The following is an 18,478-nucleotide window of genomic DNA, read 5'->3' as shown; positions in this document are numbered from 1 at the left end:
TGCCGGCACGGCAAACAGCAATACAAAAAGCCAAAGGCGAAGCGCGGCGATCATGCCGCGTCCTGCTTGATCGCCTTGATCGCTTCTTCCAGTTCCGAAAAGCTCGGGCGGATATGGTGCGGGGTATTCTGACGCCCGACCTCGATGCAGATGTTGGTTGCGTGATTGTGCAAATTGGCCACTAACACTTCACGGATCAACTTGTAGAAATGGCTGTCTTCCTCGACCACGGCTTTGACTTTTTGCGCGAAGGGCCCGGCAAACCCGTATGCCATGAACACGCCCAGAAACGTGCCGACCAGCGCGCCGCCGATCATTTCCCCAAGGATTTCGGGTGGTTGATCTATAGAGCCCATGGTCTTGATCACGCCAAGAACGGCGGCGACAATGCCAAGCGCGGGCAGCGCATCGGCCATGGATTGCAGCGCGTGGCTACCGTGCAGCGCGTGCTGAAGGTTTGCGTCAAGCTGCTTTTCCAACACCTCTTCCACCTGATGCGGATCGTCATAGTTCATTGAGGCAGAGCGCAGCGTGTCGCAGATCAGTTCGATCGCTGCATGATCCTTGAGGATTTTCGGGTATTTGCCAAAGATACTGGAGCTTTCCGGCGACTCGATATGTTCTTCGATCGCCACCGGATTCTGCCGCGCCAGCCGAATAAGCTCGAAGAGCAAGCAGAGCAGATCGCGGAAGTCAGCGGGCTTCCACGTCGCGCCTTTGAAGACCTTGGCGACATCCTTGAGCGTGTGCTTGATCGTGGGAAAATCGTTGGAGATGATGAAGGCACCCACGGCAGCACCACCTATGGTGATCATTTCGTGAGGCACGGCTTCCAAGATGATTTCGAGGTGTCCGCCAGCGAGTTTGAAGCCGCCGAACACCATCACGAAGATGACAATTATGCCGATAATGCCGATCATGCGCGCGCCTCCGTCATGCTCGGAACCTTCGCAGGGCGCTGTTAAGAAACTCTCTGCGCATTATTGCACCGGTGCTGTGGCATTGCGCCCGGCGATCAGCACGCTAATGGCATAGGCCGATTTCGGTTCCAGTCCGGCAAAAACCAAGGCCGCAGCGTCGGGGCGCATACGCGCCAGAAACTCTGCGGCGAATTCGGGTGCCATTTCGGAAAAAACGGCGGCGGCTTCCTTGGGCTTCATGTTTTCATAGACAGTCACAAGCCGCGCAACATCACCCTCGGCCGCGCCATCTGTCATGGCGAGTGTTGCCGCGAGCCGATCCTCCGCCGCCACCAGCTCGGCCAGCTTCAGCTCAAGTTGCGAATGGGCAAGTGCTACTGTTTGCGCGCGGCTTTCCAGCGCGGCCTCGCGCGTGGCTAGCACCGATTCGCGTCTGCGCAGTTCGTTGAGCAGTGCACCGGCGTCGGGCGCGGGTTCGCAGGTTGCCACAGCTTCTGCCTCGTGCGGAGCGCCCGATGCGGCAAATGCTCTGCCGGTGTTCTCTCCGATGCGGATCAGCCCAGAACTTGCGAGCAAAACAACGATAACCCAAAGAGTTCCGGGCCCGCCCCGGCGTCGCCGCTTTGGCGGTGCCGGCCGTGCGATTGCGGCCTGCCTTGCGGGCGCATCGCTCATTCCGCCGCCTCAAGATCTTCGTGTTGCACGCGCCGCCGCACCACCTTGAACCGACGGCCGCCTTTGCCCGGCTCGGGCAGATCGTGCATCGACGCCAGCAACAGCTCTAGCCGTTCGGCGGCCTTCTCAGATCGTTCGGTCAGTGTGCCGAGCGTGGAAACCGATTTGCCGGCGGCATCCTGCGCCTTTTGCAATGCCCGTGTCATGTCATCGACCTGTGCCGATAGAACCGCGATGGCACCGCCCATGCCGGTTTCAAGCTGGTTGAACCGCTTCAGCCGCGCCGCGAGCACAAGGCAATAGACCGCAGCACCAAGTGCGCCCGCGCCAAGTAGAATATCTGCAATAAAATCCATCGCTCGCGCTCCTCAGTTTACCACGAACTCTGTCACCAGCAGGTCGCGCACGCGCCCTTCGCCGGTGACAATCTGCACCCGGCGCAGCATCTGCGCGCGCAGCCTGATGAGTGCAGAGCTATCCTCGAGTTCCGCAATCTCGACGGCGCGCAGGTATCCGTTCAGCACGTCCATCACGCGCGGTAGTAAAAGCTGGACATCCGCTTGAAAGGCCGACGCAACCTCGAGCTGCGCGCGAAAGAGCAGATGGCGCGCCGAACTGCCAGCACCAAGCTGGATAACAAGTGCCTCCAGCGGCACAAAGGCGATATCGGGCAGTGCGGCCACAACGACATCGCTTTGCGTGGTGTGTGTTTCAGTCGCGGCAGGTCCGAGAATCAGCCCGGAGTACACAGCATAGAACGCACCACCGCCAAGCAGGACCATGGCACCAAGCCCCGCAAACAGGGGCAATTTTGATTTTCTTTCGGGTGCGGCTTGCGCCGCAAGGTCGGTATCGGCCATCGCATCCCCGCTGATCCGGTAGCTCGATATAGACCAAAGCTCACTAACCGATTGTTAAGCGCAATCGAGCAATGATCTGGCCGATGAAGGGCAGAAGCCCGTTCACCGGGAGGTGCCTTTGCAACAGTTGATAGCCATCTGGATGACGCTCGACATGCGTCGTCGTGTGACTGTCGGCATTGCCACGTTGGTGGTGTTTGCTGCGGTGCTGGGGCTTTCGAACATTGCATCGAAGCCGTCGATGGCGCTGCTTTATGCGCGGCTGGAGGGAACGCAGGCGGGCGATGTCGTGACCGCGCTTGATCAGCGCGGCGCAACCTACGAGGTGCGGGGCGACGCCATTTATGTGGAATCCGCGCGGCGGGACGAGTTGCGTATGCTTCTTGCCAGCGAAGGGCTGCCGGCACCCGGTGGCGCAGGCTATGAGTTGCTCGATTCTCTATCGGGCTTTGGCACTACTTCGCAAATGTTTGACGCGGCATATTGGCGTGCCAAGGAGGGCGAACTGGGGCGCACGATTGCGTCAAGCCCGCTGATCCGTAGCGCGCGGGTCCATATTGCGAACCCGACCTCGCATCCCTTTCGTAAGGAGCTGCACCCAAGCGCCTCGGTTATCGTGGCAACGGCGGCAGGCGGGCTTTCACCCGCGCAAGCCAAGGCGCTGAAATACCTTGTTTCCTCTGCCGTAACTGGAATGACGCCCGAAGATGTCTCGGTAATCGACACAATCGGCGGCTTGATCGCCTCGGGCGAAGAGCTTGCCGCGGTGCCGGGCAGTGAAAGCCGCGCGCAAGAGTTGAAGCAGAGTGTCGAGCGTCTGCTCGAGGCGCGTGTGGGATACGGCAACGCGGTCGTCGAGGTTTCGATCGAGACTGTTACCGAGCGCGAGGCGATCACCGAACGCACCTTCGACCCTTCGACCCGCGTGGCGATTTCTACAGAAACGCAGGAACGCAGCAATTCCTCGACTGACAGCGGTCAGGGTGCGGTGACTGTGGCGTCCAATCTGCCCTCGGGCGCAGGTGGCGTGGGCGGCAACTCGCAAAGTCAGCAAAGCGAAACCAGCGAACGAGTAAACTTCGAGGTGTCTGAAACCACGCGGGAGGTCTTGCGCAGCCCCGGAGCCATCAAGCGCCTGAGCGTGGCTGTGCTGGTCGATGCCGTACAAACCTCTGCCGCCGATGGCAGCACGGTCATTGAACCGCGCTCCGAGGAAGAGCTTGCGGCGCTGCATGATCTGGTTGCCTCGACCGTCGGTTATGATGCAGCGCGCGGCGATGTCATCACCCTAAAATCGCTGCCATTCCAACCTATTGCGGTGCCAGACGAGGCATTGGTTCCGGGCGTGTTTTCGAGCCTTGCGGTTGATGTGATGTCACTTGTTCAGCTTGCTGTGCTTGCGGTTGTGGCGCTGGTGCTCGGTCTTTTCGTGCTCCGACCGATTTTCACCCGGCCTATGCCTGCGCGGCTTTCCGAATTGCCAGCACCTGAAACGCCAGCCACCACACGGCCCACGGCGGCGCTGAGCGGCGTGATTGACGAGGAAAGCTATGTTCCAGCGGACCTGCCGGTGATTTCAGGTTTCGAAATGGCGATGCCGATGGGAACCGGCGATTTCGGAGAGCGCAATGACGCGCAGGACCCGGTGGCGCGGCTGAAACGGCTGATCAATGAACGGCAGGATGAGTCTGTCGAGATCTTGCGCAGTTGGATGGAAGATCATGGGGAGCAAGCCTGATGGTGCAGCTATTCCGTCTCGAAGCATTTGATACCGAAAACTCGGGCGGTGAAGCAGTCCGGATGAATCTGGCAGACCTTGAAGAGGCAAAGCTTGCCGCATTCGAAAAAGGATATAGCGCCGGGTGGGAAGACGCCGTCGCAGCCCAAGAGGGCGAGGCCGCAAAACTGCGCGCCGACCTTGGCCGCAACCTACAGGCGCTTGCCTTCAGCTATCACGAGGCGCGCAGCCATGTGCTACGCGCGCTTAGGCCACTTCTGCACGACATGGTGGCCAAGGTTCTGCCCCGTCTAGCGCGCGAGTCAGTGGGTATGGTGGCGCTCGAAAAGCTCATGCCTATGGCCGAGAAATTGGCAGAGACGCCCCTGACCGTTGTTGTCAGCCCTGAAAGCCGAGAGACGGTCGAGGCGGTCTTGCGGCCGCGCGCGGGGTTTCCGCTACAGTTTGCCGAAGAGCCCTCGCTTAGTGATGCGCAGGTCTATCTGCGTTTTGACGACGCAGAAACACGCATCGATCTCGACCATGTCACCGCTGCCATGTCTGCTGCCGTGACGGCCTTTTTCCAACTTGAAATCCAGAAAGAATGCGATGGATAGCTCTAGCCAGCCCGATGCGCGCTTCGCCAACCCTTTCACGCAAGTGCCGATCGAAATTACCATTTCTGTCGGCAAGGCACGCCCACTAGTGCGCGAGTTGTTGCGGCTGAAGCGCGACGCGATCCTTCCGCTTGATCGGCGCGTCGATGACCCAGTAGAGCTTTACGTTGGCGACAAGCTCATCGCGCGCGGCGAGTTGACAGAGCTTTCCGGCGACCAGACGGGGCAGCTTGCCGTGCGGCTGACCGAAGTGGTCGATCTGCAAAACGGCCTCTGACATGCGCGCGGCGCTGATCTTTGTGTTCTGGCTGCTGGCCGCGCCAGCCGGTGCGCAGGAAATCACCCTCTCTCTGGGTGATGGCGACAGCCTTGCCGGGCGCACCATGCTGACCATCGCTTTGTTGACCGTGCTGAGTCTTGCGCCGGGCATCGCGATCATGGTCACGTGCTTTCCCTTCATCGTGACTGTTCTGTCGATTCTGCGGCAGGCGATCGGCTTGCAGCAATCGCCCCCGAACATGCTGATCGTCAGCCTCGCGATGTTTCTGACATGGTTCGTTATGGAGCCCGTATTTACCGAGGCTTGGGCAGTGGCCGCCGCGCCGCTGATTGAGGGAGAAATTGATATTCCCACCGCCTTCGGGCTTGGCGCGGCACCATTTCGCACCTTCATGGCGGCGCGGATTGATGCAGATACCTTTACCTCGCTTTTGTCACTGCGCCCCGAACCGCGTGTTGAGGGTGCTATCGGTGATGCACCGCTTTCGGTGCTGGTGCCTTCGTTCATGCTTTCAGAGGTGTCGCGGGCCTTCGAGATCGGCTTCCTTCTCTACCTTCCGTTCCTGATCATCGATCTGGTGGTTTCCGCCGTGCTGATGTCGATGGGCATGATGATGGTGCCGCCCGCAATTGTGGCGCTACCCTTCAAGCTTGCGTTCTTTGTGGTGGCTGACGGCTGGACGCTGGTTTCCGGCGCGCTGGTGCGAAGTTACTTCTGATCAGGAATGGTCCGCGCCCGATGCGCGCAGCAGCGTAACGATCGTGCCGCCGTAGCGACGCTGGTCCAGCAGGTCAAAGCCGGGCGGCGGTGCGGCCACAATGCCCTCTTCCCAAACGACCATCGCGCCGGGTCGAAGCCACCCCCCCACGCTCAACGAGGCAAGCGCGCGCTCGCCAAGGCCGCTTTCATAGGGGGGGTCAAGGAACACAAGATCATAACGCGGGCCGCGGTTTTCGCCCATGTTGCATGCATCGTGGCGCCAGATCTCGGTCGTGTCGTTTGCGCGCATCCGCTCGATATTCTGGCGCAACAAGCCCCGCGCCGCCGTTCCGCTATCGACGAAGGTCGCATGTGCCGCCCCACGCGACAGCGCCTCGAGGCCAAGCGCGCCGGTACCCGCAAATAGATCGAGCACCCGCGCTCCGGGGATCGGGTTGCCATGCGTGCCGTTGACAAGCAGGTTGAAGATCGACTCGCGCACCCGGTCGGATGTGGGGCGCAAATGCGCCAACGGGTCGCCCTCGCCAACCTCGGCCAGCTTGAGGCCGCGTGCGTTGCCGCCGATGATCCTCACAAAAATGCCTTGAGGTCGATCGCAGGGTCGGCAATGGCTGCGGCATCGGGGCTTTTTTGCGCCTCGATCAAGCGCTTGCCGACCATGTAGGCGCGCGCATCGTTCAGCGCGTCAACGGCAATCAGCGTTGTGCCGCGGAAATACCAAGCCGAGAAACCGCCCGCGCGGCGCGTGACCACCCGGTCATGTCCGGTCAACAACCCCGCAATTTGCAGCTTTGCATCATATTGGTCTGACCAGAACCAAGGTTTGGGCACATAAGCGCGGGGTTCGCCCGCGATATTGGCGGCAACCAGTTCGCCCATGTCGATAGCGTTGCCGACGCTTTCAAGCCGCATCCGCCCGCCTTCGAACGGAAAAACCGCGCAATCACCCGCCGCCCAAATGGCCGGGTCGGAGGTGCGGCAAAACTCATCGACGACGATGCCGCCGTCCACGTCCAGCCCCGCCGCCTTGGCAAGCGCCGCCTCGGCGGTCACACCAATGCCGACAATCACAAGTTCGGCAGGCAGGTGGCGGCCGTCTGCCAGATCAACGCCGGTTACACGATCATCGCCCGTGATTTTCGCAATGCCGATACCTTCCAAGATATCAACCCCATGCGCGGCGTGCAGGGCGCGTATTTCGTCTGCCGTTTCGGCGCAGGCAACGCGGCCGAGTATGCGCGGCGCGGCCTCGACCAGTGTCACCTCCAACCCGAGCTTGCGCGCAACTGCGGCCGCCTCTAGCCCGATATAGCCACCACCGATCACCACCAGCCGCGCACCGGGGCGCATATCGGGTGCCATGCCATCGACATCGGCAAGATTTCGCACGACATGCACGCCTTTCAGCGCGCCGCCGATGGCGGCGGGCAAGTGGCGTGGCGCAGCACCGGTAGCAAGGACAAGATGCTGGTAGCCGACGGTCGCGCCGTCTGCCAGTCGCACCTGCTTTGCCGCACGGTCGATTGCCTCTACCCGCGTGCCCAGACGTAATTCCACCTGCTGCTCGGCCCAAAACTCGTGCGGGCGCAGCCAAAGCCGCTCAAGCGGCATCTGCCCCAGCAAGTAGGCTTTTGACAGCGGCGGGCGCTGATAAGGCGGTTGAGGTTCGTCGCCGATAAGGGTGATCGGTTCGCTATAGCCAGACGACCGGAGCTTTGCCGCAGCCGAGGCCGCAGCTTGGCCAGCGCCAACAATTACTACCCCTGCCATGCCGCTACTCCTACTGTTCATTTTCTGCGCGGAACCTATAACTGTGCGTAACCTGAACACAATGCGCGAGGACTTCACGATGTCGATTACAGTCGGTGATAAACTGCCCGCAGCCACGTTTTTGCGCATGGGCCCGTCTGGCCCCGAACCTGTCGAGCTTGCACCAAGGCTTGCCGGAAAGCGCGTAGTGATCTTTGCATTGCCCGGTGCCTATACTGGCCCCTGCACAACCGCGCATGTTCCAAGCTTCATTCGCACGAAGCCACAGTTCGATGCCAAGGGTATTGCTGAAATCATCTGCATCGCGGTCAACGACCCGCATGTGATGAAGGCATTTGGCGATTCAACGGGTGCCGCGAAGGCAGGTATCACCATGCTTTCCGACGCCGAGGCAACCTTTACCAAAGCGATGGGCATGGATTTTACCGCGCCCGCAGCGGGCCTGATCAACCGCTCGCGACGCTATGCGATGCTGGTCGATGATGGCGTCGTGAAAGTGTTGCACGCCGAGGAATCGAACGGCACCTGTGATATTTCTGGCGGCGAGGCGATGCTTGCGGTCGTCTAAGCGGGGGTGTTGGCGCGCACCCATGCCGGGCGCGCCATCAGCCTGTCATGATAGGCAACCAGTGCGGGGCGCGGGGGTAGGGTCTTGAACATAAGGCCCCATACCACCTGCGCACCAAGGTACACGTCTGCCGCTGTAAAGCGCCCGCCCGCCACATAGTCGGAACCAGCGAGCTTGCCTTCCAACGCGGCCACCACTGTATCAAAGTCGCCATAGCCTGCCATGCCGCGGCGCTCGGGCGGTGCCTCAAGGCCCAATGCCCGCGCGGTGACAACGGCTTCAAGTGGCCCTGCGGCAAAGAACATCCAGCGGAAATAGTCGGCCCGTTCTTCGGGCTTTGGCGCAAGGCCCGCTTTTGGAAAGGCTTCCGCAAGGTAGGCGCATATTGCGGCGGCTTCGGTAACCACGGCCTCGCCATGCACCAGCACCGGCACCTTGCCCATCGGGTTCAGCGCAAGAAACTCGGGCGTGCGCATCGGGGCACCGAACTCTAGCACGACCTTTCGATAGGGTTGGCCGATCTCTTCAAGCATTCTTTGCACGATCAACCCGCGTGATTTCGGGTTTGTGTAAAGCGTCAATTCCGCAGTCATGAATGCTCTCCTACCGAACGCGGCGCTGCCGCAAACCGTTGTTACATCAAGCCCTGCTCTGATCGCGGCGAAACGGGCTGAGCGTAGCAAGCTCGTCGATCTCTTGCAGAACCGCCCTGCGCTCTCGTTCAAGATACTCTGCTACCGCGCGGCGAAAGCCGGGATCAGCGATATAGTGTAGCGAATGCACCTCGGTGCCAAGATAGCCGCGCGCGAGTTTGTGTTCGCCTTGCGCACCTGCCTCGACACGCAGCAGGCCATGCGCAATCGCCCAATCAATCGCGCGGTGATAGCACAACTCGAAATGCAGGCTCGCATGGTCTTCGATTGCGCCCCAATACCGCCCGAACAGCGCCTCGCGCCCGATGAAGTTAAGCGCACCGGCAACCCAGCGGCCATTTCGGCGTGCCAGCACCATCAGCACATCGGGGTTGAACGCCATCGCGTTGTCGAAAAACGCCTGCGTCAGATAGGGCCGACCCCATTTCCGCGCGCCAGTGTCTTGATAAAATTGCCAGAGCGCCTGCCAATGTTCCGGCGCAATCTCCGGGCCTGTCAGCGTTACGATTTCGCCGCCAAAGGCCTGCGCCTCGGCGCGTTCCTTGCGCAGTGCCTTGCGCTTGCGCGAGGACAGGTCTGCCAGAAAATCGTCGTATTCTGCGTAGCCCCGGTTCTGCCAATGGTACTGGATCGTAAGGCGGTGCAGAAAACCGTGCGCAGGCCCGGCTGCCGCCTCGTCAGCGGTGCAAAAGGTTACATGCGCAGATGAAAGCTCTGTTTGCTCTGTCATGGTGCGCAGTGCGGCCAATATGCCAGCCCGTGCCTCTGCCTCGCGTCCGGGCCGCGCCAGTAGCCGCCGCCCGGTTGCCGGGGTGAATGGCACCGCCACCTGAAGTTTTGGATAATACTGCCCGCCCGCGCGTTCCAAAGCATCGGCCCATGCATGGTCGAAGATGTATTCGCCTTGCGAATGTTGCTTGATAAACAGCGGTGCCGCAGCGACCAGCACATCATCGGCGCGCAAAAGCAGCGGGCGCGGCAACCAGCCCGTACCCGGCCCGATCGAACCCGAGGACTCAAGCGCCGACAGAAACCTGTAGGTCATGAAAGGATCAAGTGGCCTGCCGCCTAATTGCGCTTCGGGGCAGGCGCAGGAATCCCAATCATCTTCAGATATTTCTGAAAATGACGAAAATACCTGTGCTGCCAGAGGTTCCACCGTTGCCCCTATGCGCTGGGCCGTGCTGCGGCATACCCTTCGAAGGTGATGTTATGCGCCACTTCGCGCGCCTTGGCCTCGGCCTCGGGCGAGCGGATCGTCCAGCATAGAACCTTCGCGCCTGCGGCTTTCAAGTCGGCCACCCGTGGCCGCGCAAGGTCGCTTGCCTCGTGCGAAATGAAGGTTGCGCCGACGCGGTCATAGTCGCGTATGTCGCGCAGATGATCGCAGACGGCACCAAGCAGTTCGGGGTATTCCTCGGGCTCGTAGGCGGCAGTGGTAAGGCCCACGGCGATGCCGGGTGCTTGGGTGTGAAAGGCGGCAACCGAATGCGGGTTGAACGACATCACCGCCACCGGGCCCGCGTAGCCCGCAAGCACCTTGGCAACAGCAGCCTCCAGCGCCCCAACTTCGGGCCCGCTGGTGCCGCTTTGGTCCTTGATCTCGATCAGCAGCGGCACTTTGCCTGCAATCTCGGCCAAAACGTGCGCCAGTGTTGGCACAGCTTCGCACCCGCCGATCAGCGGCAGGCGCGACAGCGCGTCGGCGGAAAGGTCCGAAATCTTGCCCTGCCGCCCCGTCATCCGCGCGAGATCGTAATCGTGAAACACCATCGGCACCGCATCGGCCGAAGGTTGAATATCAATTTCAATGCCATATCCCGCATCGACGGCGGCACGAACCGCTTCGATCGAGTTCTCTGGCCGCCCCTTGGTCTTGTCGTGATACGCGCGGTGCGCAAGGGGCAGGCGCAGAAAATCGGGGTGCAACGCAGGCATCATTTCACCTCGAAAATCGCATCGATTTCGACCGCGACACCGCGCGGCAAAGAGGGCACCGAGACCGCGGCGCGCGCGTGGCGGCCAGCTTCGCCAAAAACCTCAACCATCAGATCAGAACAACCGTTGATCACCTCGGGCTGGTCCGTGAAATCGGGCGAGGAGTTTACAAATCCGGTCAGTTTGACCACCCGCAGGACCTTGTCCAGATCGCCGCCGCAAGCAGCGCGCGCTTGCGCCAAAAGCGCCAAGCCACAATGTCGTGCGGCCACAGCACCCTCTTCGACCCCCATCCCGGCACCGAGTTTGCCGCGGATCAGACCGCTTGCGCCCTGACTGATTTGCCCCGAGACGAACAGCATATTGCCGCTTTGCACAAACGGCACATAGTTCGCCGCCGGAGCGGGAGCCGCAGGCAAGCTGATGCCAAGAGCCTTCAATTGCGCGTCGATCTTTCCACTCATATCCGTTCTCCATGTAGTCAGTGCTGCACCATGCGGCGCAGCGTTGGTATTGAACAGCGCCGCAGCAGCCCTATGAAATCATCGCCTCCGCGCGTTTCAGATCGACGCTGACAAGCTGGCTGACGCCTTGCTCTATCATGGTCACGCCAAACAGCCTATCCATCCGCGCCATTGTCACTGCATGGTGCGTGATGATCAGAAAGCGCGTGTCGGTGCGCCGCGTCATTTCATCCAGCAGATCGCAAAAGCGCGTCACGTTGGCATCGTCCAGCGGCGCGTCCACCTCGTCGAGCACGCAGATCGGCGCGGGGTTGGCAAGGAAAACCGCGAAAATCAGCGCCATCGCGGTTAGTGTCTGTTCGCCCCCCGACAGGAGGCTGATGGACGAAAGTTTCTTGCCCGGCGGTTGGCACATGATTTCGAGTCCGGCTTCCAGCGGGTCATCGGACTCGACCAGTAGCAGCCGCGCATCACCACCGCCGAAGAGATGTTTGAACAGCATCCCGAAGTTCTCGTTGACCTGTTCGAATGCGGTCAACAAACGTTCGCGGCCTTCGCGGTTCAGGCTGCCGATGCCTGCGCGCAGCTTGCGAATTGCCTGTTCGAGGTCTTCGCGCTCTTGCACCAGCGTTTCGTGCTCGCTCTTCACCCCTTGCGCGTCTTCCTCTGCAAGCAAGTTGACTGCGCCAAGCGCCTCGCGCTGACGACGAAGCCGGGCCAGATCGATTTCAAGCGCCTCGGTTGCGGGCAGGTCGGCGGCATCGACGCCAAGTGATGCCAACAAATCTTGGGGTTCTACGTCAGAGGCTTCGCGGATGTTGTCGGCTGCGGCTGCAACCAACTCCGCCCCGGAATCGCGCCTAGCCGCCGCGGCGGCGCGCGTTTCTCGCGCCTCACCTGCGGCGCGTTCGGCCTCGCGTTCTGCGTCACTGGCTGCGCGCAGCGCCGCTTCACCCGCAGCAAGGGCCTCGGCGGCGTTCTTGCGCCGCTTTTCGGCGGTTGCGATCGCGTCTTCAAGTGCTGTGCGACGGGTGGCAAGTTCGGCAGGCGCAGCCTTTGCTGCCTGGAGGGCGGTTTCAGTCTCTTGCCGGCGCATTGATAGCTCTTCGCTGCGCTTTTCTGCGGTGTCGAGCCGAAGCTTCCAACCGGAAACCTCGCGCACAATCTCGTGCCGTCGGCGCAAACGCGCTTCGCCCTCGCGCCGCAGGTCTTCATGTGCCGATCGCTCGGACAACATGCTGCGCCGTGCCGCCTCGACCGAAAGTTTGGTGCGCTCGACCTCGCCGCGCGCGGTGTCGAGATCTGGCAAGGCGGCCTGCGCCGTTTCAGCCTCGGCGGCGCGCAACCCGGCGGCAGAAGCCTCTTCTGCGTGGCGCTGGCGCGCGGCGGTGGCCGATTCGAGCCTGCTTGCGGCAATCGAGCGTTCCGATTCAGCGCGGCTGAGCGCACGGCCTGCCTCGGCCAAGGCCCGGTCGGCCTCGCGCCGGGCCTCTCGTGCGGCGCTATCGGCGCGCCCTGCCTCGGCCAAGGCGCGGGTCAGCATTTCATGGGCTTGCGCAGCCCCGGTAGCGCGCGCCGAAACTTCTTCGAGATCGCGCTTCAACTCGACGAGCCGGTTAAGCTGTTGCAGGCGCAGCGCAGTTGCCGAAGGCGCGTCTTCCGCCGCTGCGCGCAATCCGTCCCAACGCCAGAGATCGCCTGCGACCGTTACAAGCCGTTGCCCCGGTGCCAGCGCGGCCTGTAGGCGCTTTCCGGTTGCGCGGTCGGGCACGACGCCAATTTGCGCCAAGCGCCGCGCAAGCAGCGCGGGTGCCTGCACATGCGCACCAAGCGGGCTTGCGCCCTCGGGCAGCGGCTGCACGGTTGGATAATCCGGCAGCGTGGCCCAGCCGCTATCGGCATTTTCGGCGGCATCGGCGGTGCGAAGGTCGTCTGAAAGCGCGGCCCCAAGCGCAAGTTCAAAGCCACGCGCCACCTGCACACGATCAAGCAGTTGATTGCCACCGCCCGTTTCGCGCTCGACAAGCCGCGCCAAGGCTGCGGCTTGCGCGCGCAACGCACCGGCTTCGCCCTCGGCTTCGGCACGTGCGGCGCGCGCGCGGGACTCGCGCTCTTGCACTTCCGCGCGGGTGTTTTCTGCGGTGCCAAGGGCTGCTTCGGCTGCTTTCGCAGTTGCATCGGCACTGACCCGGGCCGCCTCGGCCCGTGCAAAGTCGCGCCCGGCATTTTCCAGTGCAGCTTGCGCCTCGGTCGCAGTTGCAACCGCGCGCGCCACCTCGGCCTCGTTTCGCGCCACCGCGCCGCGTGCTTCCGCCAACAGCCTCTCGGCTGACTGGTGGCGTGCGGCAAGCCTTGCTGCATCTTCGGTCAATTCGGCAAGTTCGGCTTCGCGCGCTTGCAGGGCTTGCGCTGCCGTTGCCGCGGCAACCGCCGCGGCTTCAAGACGCGCTTCGTAACCGTCGCCTGCCTTGACGATCTGGCCCTGTTCCCATTCCAGCCGCGCGATGGTTTCTGCCGCATCGCGGTTAAGCCCAGCTTCGCGGGCGGCATCTTCTTCGATTCGCGAAAGCTGCGCCTTCAGCCCGGCAATGCGTGCCTCTGCCTCGGCCACCTGCACGCCGAGTGCATCGCGTTGCAGCAACAGCCGTTGAAGAATCGTGCCAGAGACGGCCTCTTCTTCGCGCAGCGGTGGCAGTGCCTGCTCACAACCCTCGCGGCTTCGGGCCGCTCCACGCGCCGCAACCTCGGCGCGCCCCGCGGCCAGGCTTGCCGCCGTCAGTGCTGTTTCGGCCTCGACAAGCTGTTCTGCCGCACCGCGCCAGCGCAGGTAAAGCAAGATCCCCTCGGCGCGCCGCAACTCGATGCCGATTTCGCGGTAGCGCGCCGCAGCCCGCGCCTGCCGCATCAGCGACGCAAGTTGCTGTGCCAACTGCTCTACCACGTCATCGACCCGAAGCAGATTTGCCTCGGCACCGCTCAGCTTCAACTCGGCTTCATGGCGGCGCTGATACAGCCCCGAGATGCCCGCGGCTTCTTCAAGAATCAGTCGCCGCGCACGGGGTTTGGCGTTGATCAGTTCGGATATCTGCCCCTGCCGCACCAACGCGGGCGAATGTGCCCCGGTCGAGGCATCGGCAAACAGCATCTGCACGTCGCGCGCGCGCACTTCGCGCGTGTTGACCCTGTAGGCCGAACCCGAATCGCGGGTAATGCGCCTTGCGATCTCGATCGTATCGGTGTCGTTGAAACCCGAAGGTGCCAGCCGTTCGCTATTGTCGAGCGATAGTGACACTTCGGCAAAAGAGCGGGCGGTGCGCGAGGCGGCACCAGCAAAGATCACGTCCTCCATCCCCTCGCCGCGCATCACGGTTGGGCGGGTTTCGCCCATCACCCAGCGAAGCGCTTCGAGCAGATTCGATTTGCCGCAGCCATTCGGCCCGACAACGCCAGTTAACCCGTCCTGAATGACGAGGTCGGTCGGGTCGACAAAGCTTTTGAAGCCATTGAGGCGAAGCCGGGTGAACCGCAAACCGTTGATCCTTTGCACCGGTGCATCTGTCCGGCAGGAAATAGTTGGCGCGATGGGTCGCGCTGTCAACCGGTGCGCGCAGCATCTGGCGGAATCAGGCGCGTTATCCACAAGATATACGGCTGAACCCCCGGGTCGCTTGCGCGAATGCCCGGTGAAGCCTTGGCCCGCATCCCGATGCAGCTGAATGCGACATGTGCACCCAAAGTCGCAGGGCGATTGCATTTCGCGCGCCGCAGGACTATTTCACCCCGACGTGACGTCACGGGGGCACCGCAGATGAACTGGATCTCGAACTACGTCAGGCCAAAGATCAACTCGCTGTTTTCGCGCCGAGAGCTGCCAGAGAATCTTTGGACCAAGTGCCCCGAGTGCGGGACCATGCTGTTCCACCGCGAGCTGAGCGATAACCTCAACGTCTGCACCTCTTGTGACCACCACATGGCGTTCACCCCGCGCGATCGCTTTGCCGCGCTGTTTGACGCTGGCAGCTTTGTCGAGGTTGCTGTGCCGGATCCGGTGTCCGATCCGCTCGGTTTTCGTGACCAGAAAAAATATCCTGACCGCGTGAAGGCCGCGCAAAAGGCGACTGGCGAAAAAGAGGCGATGCTTGTCGCCGAAGGCGAAATCGGGCGCACGCCGATTGTTGCCGCCGCGCAGGACTTTGCCTTCATGGGCGGCTCTATGGGCATGTATGTGGGCAACGCAATCATCGCCGCCGCCGAGCGCGCGGTGAAACTAAAGCGCCCCTTGGTGCTGTTTTCCGCTGCTGGCGGCGCGCGTATGCAGGAAGGGATTCTTAGCCTCATGCAGATGCCGCGCACGACTGTGGCTGTGCAGATGCTGAAAGAAGCGCGGCTTCCTTACATCGTCGTTCTTACCCATCCGACGACCGGCGGTGTCACTGCCTCTTACGCCATGCTGGGCGATGTTCAGATCGCCGAACCCAACGCGCTGATCTGCTTTGCCGGTCCTCGCGTGATCGAACAGACGATTCGCGAAAAACTGCCCGAAGGCTTTCAGCGTGCCGAATACCTGCTGGACCACGGGATGCTCGACCGCGTGACGCACCGCAAGAACCTGCGCAACGAACTTATCACCATCCTGCGCCAGATGATGCGCTTGCCACCGGCTATTGTGGCCGATCTGCCTGCCCCCCGCGCTGCCACGCCTTGAGGTTTCATTGACCAAAACCCCTTTTGACGGGTGAATGCGCGCTGGCGCAAAAGGGGGGCAGAATGCCTTCCTTATCCCTTAGCCGGAATCCCGCGATGCCGCAGCCATCCGACGAAATCCTGACCCGCCTGATGACGCTTCATCCGAAGATCATCGACCTTACGCTTGATCGGGTAGAGCGGCTTCTGGCGGCCTTGGGCCATCCGGAGGCGGCAATTCCGCCGGTTATCCATATCGCGGGCACCAACGGCAAAGGCTCGACTCAGGCGATGATGCGCGCGGGCATGGAGGCTGCGGGCAAAACGGTGCACGCCTATACGTCGCCGCATCTTGCGCGGTTTCACGAACGCATCCGCATCGCTGGAAAAATCATACCCGAGCCGCAACTTGTCGCGCTGCTAGATGAATGCGAACAGGCAAACCTCGGCCAACCGATCACATTCTTCGAGATTACCACCTGCGCGGCCTTCCTTGGCTTTGCGCGCACGGCTGCTGATTACACCCTGCTGGAGGTCGGCCTTGGCGGCAGGCTTGATGCGACCAACGTGCTACCCCGCCCGGCGCTATGCGTGATCACACCGGTTTCGATCGACCATCAGCAATATCTTGGCGAAACCCTGCCCGAGATCGCAGGCGAAAAAGCTGGCATCCTAAAGCGCGGCGTGCCCTGCGTGGTCGGCCCGCAAGCCACCGATGCTTTGGCGGTGATCGAGGCGCGCGCCGCCCGGCTGGGCTGCCCACTTTTGGTGCATGGGCAACATTGGCACGCCTCAGAGGAACGTGGCCGTCTGATCTATCAAGATGAGACAGGGCTGCTTGATCTGTCGCTTCCAAACCTGCCCGGTCCGCATCAGATCGAGAATGCGGGCGCAGCCATTGCTGCATTGCGCCATCTGGGGTTCGACGATGCTGCCTGCGAAGCCGCCGTTTCGCGCGCCGAATGGCCCGCGCGGATGCAGCGCCTGACGCGCGGACCGCTGGTGGAAGCGGCCCCTCTGGCCGAGCTTTGGCTTGACGGTGGTCACAACCCGGCAGGTGGGCAGGCAATTGCAGCAACCTTGGCAAGAATGCCGCGGCGGCCCACGCACCTTGTGGTCGGGATGCTGAACACAAAAGACATTGCAGGCTACTTGCGCCCGCTGGCTGCGCAAGCAGCCACGCTTACCGCTGTTTCAATTCCGGGCGAGCCGAACACGCTTAGCGCCACCGAAACAGAGGCGGCGGCAAAGGCCGTAGGGATTACCGCCAGCACCGCCGATAGCGTGCTTGCGGCGGTACGGGCGATTTCTGCGGCAGAACCCCGCGCGCGGATTTTGATTTGCGGTTCGCTCTACCTTGCGGGGGGTGTGCTGCGCGAAAACGGCTAGGCGCGCGGTGCCCAATCGGCCGCCTGCATCTCGCGCAAGCGGCTGGCTGTGCGGGCGAATTCAAAGATGCCTTCGCCTTCTACATAAAGCCGCTCGGGCAGGTCTGCGGCAGAGCAGATCAGCCGGAGCTTTGCTTCATAGGCGGCGTCAATCAAAGTCACGAATCGCTTGGCTTCATTGAAATTGGACGCCGAAAGCAGCGGGATCTGGTCGATCATCAACACACGCACCGCCGCCGCAAGCGCCAAGTAATCGGCCGGGCCCAGAGGGCGGGCGCACAGATCCCAGAAACTGGCGCGCGCGACCCCGGCGTGGTGATGCTCTATCACCAACTCGCGCCCCAAAACCGTCAACCGCAGCGGTGTCCCCGGATCGGCCCCGGTCAGATCGTCCCACATTTTCTGCATCATGGCTTCGGCGCGCGCGTCTGCGGGTGTGAAATAGACTTGCGCCCCGGCCAATCGATGCTGGCGGTAATCCGTTTCGCTTTCCAACTCGTGCACCACCATCCGTGCTTGCAATAACGCGATGAAGGGCAGGAACAGGGCACGGTTCAGGCCGTTGCGATAAAGGTCGTCTGGCGCGCGGTTCGACGTTGTCACCACCACCACGCCGAGTTCGTCGAGGTATTGAAACAGACGCCCGACAATCATCGCGTCAGCTATGTCGCCGATCTGCATTTCGTCAAAACACAACAGCCGAACTTTGGCGGCGATTTCTTCCGCCACGGGGCGAATCACGTCTTGCAGTTCGGTCTTGCGCAGCGAGTGCAACTTGGCCTGCACCTCTTGCATGAAGGCATGAAAATGTACGCGTCGCTTGGCGGGCGTGGCCACATGTGCAAAAAACAGGTCCATCAACATCGACTTGCCGCGCCCGACCCCGCCCCAGAGGTAGACCCCCTTGGGTGTCGCCTCAGGCGGTGGGCGCTTGAGTATCGCGCGCAAGCCGCTTGCGCGAGGGCGCGACCTTGCTGCCAGAGACTTTCGCACCGCATCCAGCAGCGGCAAGGCGGCACGCTGCGCCGGGTCCGCACGTAGGGTGCCCGCCGCCACCAATCCATCGTAGATTTCAACTAGGCTCTTGTTCATGTGCCTCCGATAGCCTGCCGCGCCCGGCTTGAGAACCCCGCCCGCATCGCATAGGTTCATCCCGCCGGCCCGGCGATTGAAGGAAACCCGATGGCGCAGCGTATTCACCCCGCGTTCTATCTCTGAACAGTGC

19 protein-coding genes are annotated in these 18,478 nt (G+C 62.0%); 7 read left to right on the top strand and 12 right to left on the bottom strand.

The genetic code is table 11. From position 1 onward, the window contains the following. Nucleotides 1-50: 50 nt before the first annotated feature. The 4 genes from motA to fliL are packed head-to-tail and all read right to left on the bottom strand — an operon-like array spanning nucleotide 51 to nucleotide 2,455. Entirely contained in the window at nucleotides 51-920 is an 870-nt protein-coding gene (motA, locus tag ABY403_RS00515) for a flagellar motor stator protein MotA (RefSeq protein WP_372837538.1), read from the bottom strand. A gap of 60 nt (nucleotides 921-980) precedes the next feature. Further along, nucleotides 981-1,595 (bottom strand): MotE family protein, encoded by a 615-nt coding sequence (locus ABY403_RS00510; protein WP_372837537.1) that lies wholly within the window; start codon nucleotides 1,593-1,595, stop codon nucleotides 981-983. Continuing rightward, the gene (locus ABY403_RS00505) at nucleotides 1,592-1,951 is read right to left on the bottom strand and encodes a hypothetical protein (RefSeq protein ID WP_372837536.1); all 360 of its coding nucleotides are present in this window, start codon (nucleotides 1,949-1,951) and stop codon (nucleotides 1,592-1,594) included. Before ABY403_RS00505 ends, ABY403_RS00510 begins: the two co-directional genes overlap by 4 nt. Nucleotides 1,952-1,963: 12 nt before the next feature. Further along, nucleotides 1,964-2,455: a flagellar basal body-associated protein FliL gene (gene fliL / locus ABY403_RS00500; protein ID WP_372837535.1), complete on the bottom strand. Its 492-nt coding sequence runs from the start codon at nucleotides 2,453-2,455 to the stop codon at nucleotides 1,964-1,966. Nucleotides 2,456-2,597: 142 nt separating this feature from the next. Between fliL and fliF the strand changes: the two genes are divergently transcribed. Genes fliF through fliP form a run of 4 tightly spaced genes read left to right on the top strand, consistent with a single transcriptional unit; the run spans nucleotide 2,598 to nucleotide 5,787 of the window. After that, entirely contained in the window at nucleotides 2,598-4,193 is a 1,596-nt protein-coding gene (gene fliF, locus ABY403_RS00495; protein WP_372837542.1) for a flagellar basal-body MS-ring/collar protein FliF, read from the top strand. Beyond that, nucleotides 4,193-4,789 (top strand): flagellar biosynthesis protein, encoded by a 597-nt coding sequence (locus ABY403_RS00490; RefSeq protein WP_372837534.1) that lies wholly within the window; start codon nucleotides 4,193-4,195, stop codon nucleotides 4,787-4,789. Before fliF ends, ABY403_RS00490 begins: the two co-directional genes overlap by 1 nt. Beyond that, complete coding sequence (locus ABY403_RS00485) at nucleotides 4,782-5,066, top strand: FliM/FliN family flagellar motor switch protein (RefSeq protein WP_372837533.1); 285 nt, start codon at nucleotides 4,782-4,784, stop codon at nucleotides 5,064-5,066. Before ABY403_RS00490 ends, ABY403_RS00485 begins: the two co-directional genes overlap by 8 nt. Before the next feature lies 1 nt (nucleotide 5,067). After that, the gene (fliP, locus tag ABY403_RS00480) at nucleotides 5,068-5,787 is read left to right on the top strand and encodes a flagellar type III secretion system pore protein FliP (RefSeq protein WP_372837532.1); all 720 of its coding nucleotides are present in this window, start codon (nucleotides 5,068-5,070) and stop codon (nucleotides 5,785-5,787) included. Here the strand turns inward: fliP and rsmD are convergent, their stop codons facing one another. Both rsmD and ABY403_RS00470 read right to left on the bottom strand, forming a co-directional pair. Next, nucleotides 5,788-6,363, bottom strand: coding sequence for a 16S rRNA (guanine(966)-N(2))-methyltransferase RsmD (gene rsmD, locus ABY403_RS00475; RefSeq protein ID WP_372837531.1), 576 nt, complete (start codon nucleotides 6,361-6,363; stop codon nucleotides 5,788-5,790). After that, nucleotides 6,360-7,559 (bottom strand): NAD(P)/FAD-dependent oxidoreductase, encoded by a 1,200-nt coding sequence (locus ABY403_RS00470; RefSeq protein WP_372837530.1) that lies wholly within the window; start codon nucleotides 7,557-7,559, stop codon nucleotides 6,360-6,362. The genes rsmD and ABY403_RS00470 overlap by 4 nt, the downstream gene beginning before the upstream one ends. 79 nt (nucleotides 7,560-7,638) lie before the next feature. Between ABY403_RS00470 and ABY403_RS00465 the strand changes: the two genes are divergently transcribed. Beyond that, nucleotides 7,639-8,127 (top strand): peroxiredoxin, encoded by a 489-nt coding sequence (locus ABY403_RS00465; RefSeq protein ID WP_372837529.1) that lies wholly within the window; start codon nucleotides 7,639-7,641, stop codon nucleotides 8,125-8,127. On the opposite strand, the gene ABY403_RS00460 is transcribed toward ABY403_RS00465, so the two are convergent. The 5 genes from ABY403_RS00460 to smc form a co-directional block, all read right to left on the bottom strand. Continuing rightward, nucleotides 8,124-8,720, bottom strand: coding sequence for a glutathione S-transferase family protein (locus ABY403_RS00460; RefSeq protein ID WP_372837528.1), 597 nt, complete (start codon nucleotides 8,718-8,720; stop codon nucleotides 8,124-8,126). The genes ABY403_RS00465 and ABY403_RS00460 overlap by 4 nt on opposite strands. A 46-nt stretch (nucleotides 8,721-8,766) precedes the next feature. Continuing rightward, entirely contained in the window at nucleotides 8,767-9,939 is a 1,173-nt protein-coding gene (locus tag ABY403_RS00455; protein ID WP_372837527.1) for a GNAT family N-acetyltransferase, read from the bottom strand. An 8-nt stretch (nucleotides 9,940-9,947) separates the two neighbouring features. Then, nucleotides 9,948-10,721 (bottom strand): glycerophosphodiester phosphodiesterase family protein, encoded by a 774-nt coding sequence (locus ABY403_RS00450; protein WP_372837526.1) that lies wholly within the window; start codon nucleotides 10,719-10,721, stop codon nucleotides 9,948-9,950. Beyond that, a complete protein-coding gene (locus ABY403_RS00445; protein ID WP_372837525.1) occupies nucleotides 10,718-11,182 on the bottom strand; it encodes a RidA family protein in 465 nt (154 codons plus the stop codon). The genes ABY403_RS00450 and ABY403_RS00445 overlap by 4 nt, the downstream gene beginning before the upstream one ends. Before the next feature lie 70 nt (nucleotides 11,183-11,252). After that, nucleotides 11,253-14,711 (bottom strand): chromosome segregation protein SMC, encoded by a 3,459-nt coding sequence (smc, locus tag ABY403_RS00440; protein WP_372837524.1) that lies wholly within the window; start codon nucleotides 14,709-14,711, stop codon nucleotides 11,253-11,255. 279 nt (nucleotides 14,712-14,990) lie between these two features. Between smc and accD the strand changes: the two genes are divergently transcribed. After that, nucleotides 14,991-15,887: an acetyl-CoA carboxylase, carboxyltransferase subunit beta gene (gene accD, locus ABY403_RS00435; protein WP_372837523.1), complete on the top strand. Its 897-nt coding sequence runs from the start codon at nucleotides 14,991-14,993 to the stop codon at nucleotides 15,885-15,887. A 95-nt stretch (nucleotides 15,888-15,982) separates the two neighbouring features. Further along, entirely contained in the window at nucleotides 15,983-17,254 is a 1,272-nt protein-coding gene (locus tag ABY403_RS00430) for a folylpolyglutamate synthase/dihydrofolate synthase family protein (RefSeq protein WP_372837522.1), read from the top strand. On the opposite strand, the gene zapE is transcribed toward ABY403_RS00430, so the two are convergent. Then, nucleotides 17,251-18,345, bottom strand: a complete 1,095-nt coding sequence (zapE, locus tag ABY403_RS00425; RefSeq protein ID WP_372837521.1) for a cell division protein ZapE — start codon at nucleotides 18,343-18,345, stop codon at nucleotides 17,251-17,253. The two genes, ABY403_RS00430 and zapE, sit on opposite strands and share 4 nt — an antisense overlap. Between the last annotated feature and the right edge of the window lie 133 nt (nucleotides 18,346-18,478).

The organism is Phaeovulum sp. (assembly GCF_041596715.1).
GTDB lineage: Bacteria > Pseudomonadota > Alphaproteobacteria > Rhodobacterales > Rhodobacteraceae > UBA6213.
This window is presented reverse-complemented; position numbering and strand designations above follow the sequence as displayed.